Origin of the sequence: Leisingera sp. JC11, assembly GCF_040704725.1 — a bacterium.
Classification (GTDB): domain Bacteria; phylum Pseudomonadota; class Alphaproteobacteria; order Rhodobacterales; family Rhodobacteraceae; genus Leisingera.
The window spans coordinates 1-3,289 of sequence record NZ_JBFCVS010000052.1; the positions used below are offsets into that span (position 1 = coordinate 1).

General features: G+C 62.8%; 4 protein-coding genes. 2 read left to right on the plus strand and 2 right to left on the minus strand.

The genetic code is table 11. The features are described from left to right. Together AB1A62_RS22025 and AB1A62_RS22030 are read right to left on the minus strand one after the other, a co-directional pair. The coding region (locus AB1A62_RS22025) for a hypothetical protein (RefSeq protein ID WP_366663593.1) at nucleotides 1-422 on the minus strand (422 nt) is incomplete at its 3' end. A gap of 332 nt (nucleotides 423-754) precedes the next feature. Continuing rightward, nucleotides 755-1,597, minus strand: a complete 843-nt coding sequence (locus AB1A62_RS22030) for a M15 family metallopeptidase (protein ID WP_366663594.1) — start codon at nucleotides 1,595-1,597, stop codon at nucleotides 755-757. Nucleotides 1,598-1,778: 181 nt separating this feature from the next. On the opposite strand from AB1A62_RS22030, the gene AB1A62_RS22035 reads away from it, so the two are divergent. Both AB1A62_RS22035 and AB1A62_RS22040 read left to right on the plus strand, forming a co-directional pair. Further along, nucleotides 1,779-2,354 carry an OmpA family protein gene (locus AB1A62_RS22035; protein ID WP_366663595.1) on the plus strand — a complete coding sequence of 192 codons (576 nt, stop codon included), beginning with the start codon at nucleotides 1,779-1,781 and terminating at the stop codon, nucleotides 2,352-2,354. A 44-nt stretch (nucleotides 2,355-2,398) separates the two neighbouring features. Beyond that, nucleotides 2,399-3,289, plus strand: an 891-nt coding sequence (locus AB1A62_RS22040; RefSeq protein WP_366663596.1) for a serine/threonine-protein kinase, incomplete at its 3' end; no start/stop codon positions are given.

Genomic DNA, 3,289 nt, shown 5'->3' on the forward strand with positions numbered 1-3,289 from the left:
ACGGCGGCGGTGACGGCGGCGGCGACGGAGGCGGTGATGGCGGCGGCGACGGCGGCGGTGACGGCGGCGGCGATGGCGGCGGTGATGGCGGCGGCGATGGCGGCGGTGACGGCGGCGGCGATGGCGGCGGTGACGGCGGCGGCGATGGCGGCGGTGACGGCGGCGGCGATGGCGGCGGCGATGGCGGATCCGGCGGTGTTAGCGCCCGTGGCGGCGGCCCTGGCGAGGGCGAAGGAAGCACGTTTGGCGGCTCGTCCGGAAACGGCCGGTTCTTTGGCAATCGCATACGCTCTGCCGACGAAGTGGTGGATCGGGTTGCCGGCTTCCAGGATCTTTGCGGGATCGTAGGCCCCTACCTTATCGACTGCCTTGCTGAGCGTTTCGAAGCGCTGGAAAAGGATCTGGCAGGTTTGCCAGGACATGAGCCGCTGCGGGCAATTCTCAAGGAAACAGCCCAGGATTTGCGCCAAATTGCGCGGGAGAACCGCGACCCCTCGAAACCAAGGGGCAAGGCACGGTCAATTAACAACACAGACCGGTCGCACCGCCCGATTGTGGCAGTCGCACCGGAGCGGCAGGCAACTGCGGTAGCCCAAGCACTGGCTGTCTTGGAAGAAACTCAGACAAAACTGCTGCGCTCAGCCGAAAGCTCCCCCACCAGATCGGTGGTGCGCTATCAGCGGATCGCCGCCGCAATCAATTCCAGCAAGGTGCTGCTCCGGTCTGCCTGACTGAGATCGCCCGGTGGACAGGCTTACAGCAGCCCGTTGGCAATCCATTCATCCAGCTGGCGGCGGCTGATCTCGAAGTGCATGCTGTCCTCGCGCCGGAACCCGGCGCCCCAGACCCAGCCTTGGTCATAAAAAAAATCCGCCATGATGGTGAGGCCCAGCTGGGTCTTGCCATCGGTGAAATTGTCCAGCTTGCCGTCGATGTTCAGATCCACTGCCAGACCGTAGCTGTGGGTGGACAGCGAATTGGTGGTGCCGCGGATCCGCCGCACGCACAGTGCGCCGGCGGTGTTGATGCGGGCATAGAGGTCCGGATCGGCCTGGCGGATGTTCTCGAACACCACCTTCAGGCTTTCGATTGCCGGGCGCAGCATGCTGACCCGGATCGGCCCGACCTGTTCGGTCACCAGCTTTTCCTTGAGGTCCGGGTTGGTCATCGGCTGGCAGGTATCGTTCAAGTCCTCCCGCGGGCGGCCCAGTTTCTCGGTCAGATAAGAGCCGCCGGTCACCCGAAGGCCGCGGTTCACATTCAGCCGGTCGGCAATCAGCACCACCTGGGCATAATCCAGGTCGGCACCGCCGGTCTGGTTCCAGATTGCGGCCTCGCCGGCCGCGTCATCGGTGAAAGGGCTTCCGGTGCCTGCCCCTCCAGCAGGCAGGCGGGCAACTTCGTTCTGCAGATCCGACATCCGGGCCTGCAGATCCTCGACCTGCTGGCGCAGCATCTCGATCTCGATCCGGGCAGTAGAGTCGACACCGCCGGCACCCTGGTAGTCCTCCTCGCTCAACAGCCAGCTGAGCCCGAACCAGATGGCCGGAGCCAGCACAAGGCCAATGGCGATAATCACGGCTGGCAGTACCCGCATTTTTCCTCCCGTTGCGTCTGCACCCATTTCAATCTTTAGCTGCCCGGCAGTAAACCCCCTGATTACAACTTGCCGGAAACACCGTGTTTTTTCCCGCGCTTGGTTCTGCCCGGCATTGGCAGGCTGATGGTGCTGGTATAGACTGCCTGCAACGTTCAAACGGTAGGGGAGGGCGCAGAGCATGATCCGCCTGAAAGGTATTTTTACAAGTATTCTGGGGGCCGGCCTGATTTTTGCACCGATGGCGCAGGCGCAATCAAACAGCGGCGAGCTTTCGGTGGAAGAAATCACTGAAGCCTTCAAGAAACAAAAGACACGCGGCCTGGTGATCGTGCCCAGCAGCGCGGATGCGGGCCAGGACACAACCGAAGAAGCCACAACTGTCGCCGCTGCGGCGGAAGAGTACAATCCCGTTGACCGCCAGACCCAGATCAACGTCCAGATCTCTTTTGACTTCGACAGCGCGGCCCTGCGCGCCGACCAGGAGCCGAAGCTGGCCAACATGTGCGCGTCGATGAAGGCGCTGGATGGCACCGTGTTCCAGATCATCGGCCACACCGACAGCTCCGGCTCCGCCGCATACAATGAACGGCTGTCGCTGCTGCGCGCGCAGGAAGTGCGCCGCCATCTAATCAGCTCCTGCGGCGTGCCCGAGGATATGCTGAAAGCGATCGGGATGGGTGAAACCGCACCGTTCAACCAGGACAACACGCGCGCCGATGAAAACCGCCGCGTTGAATTCCAGGCTCTGGGCTGACAACAGCCCGGGTCCGCGCCGGAAAATAGGCCAGGGAGACCTCCATGCTTGAATCGCGCCCTGGCGACTTGTTCCAGCCGGGTGATCTGCTCAACAACACCTACAGGATCGAATGCCTGCTGGGCCGCGGCGGCACGTCCGACGTTTACAAGGCCCGCTCGGAAATCTCCGGCAATCTGGTCGCCCTGAAGGTGCTGAAGCAGGAACTTGCCGCCAACGAGGACTTCACCGTCCTGATGGCGCGCGAGGAGAACATCCGGGAAATCCGCCACGCCGCCGTGGTGCGCTACTCGGAGAACCACCGTACACCTGACGGCCATATCTACTTGCTGATGGATTACGTCGACGGCCCCGGCCTCGACAAGCGCCTGAAGCAGGGGCCGATGCCGGCCGAAGACCTTTTGGTGATCTGCCGCCGGGTGGCTCAGGGCCTGCAAGCGGCGCATGCCCGCAATATCGTGCACCGCGACCTCAGCCCCGACAACATCATCCTGCGGGGCGGCGACCCGGCGGAGGCGGTGATCATCGATTTCGGTATCGCCAAGGACACCAACCCGGGTGCCCAGACCATTGTCGGCAATGAATTTGCCGGCAAGTACTCCTATGCCGCACCGGAGCAGATGAGCGGCGACACGGATGCCCGTTCGGACATCTATTCGCTGGGGGCGCTGCTCTTGGCCAACTTCCGCGGCGCAGCACCCAAGCTGGGTGCCAACCCGATGGAAGTGGTTGAAAACAAGCAGAAACCTCTGGACACTGATGGTGTTCCTGAACCGTTGAAAAGCCTGATAGACCGGATGTGCGCACCGGATCCCGACGACCGGTTCCAGAACGCGGGTGAAGTACTGGCCTTCCTGGACAATCCTGACAGCGGCAGCCTTGGGGATGTGCTGGATACGCCAAACGAAGATGCCACCATCATCGTGCCGCAGACC

Coding starts and splice junctions, on each gene's coding strand:
- AB1A62_RS22030 (WP_366663594.1), bottom strand. CDS start 1,597: ATGCGGGTACTGCCAGCCGTGATTATCGCCATTGGCCTTGTGCTGGCT.
- AB1A62_RS22035 (WP_366663595.1), top strand. CDS start 1,779: ATGATCCGCCTGAAAGGTATTTTTACAAGTATTCTGGGGGCCGGCCTG.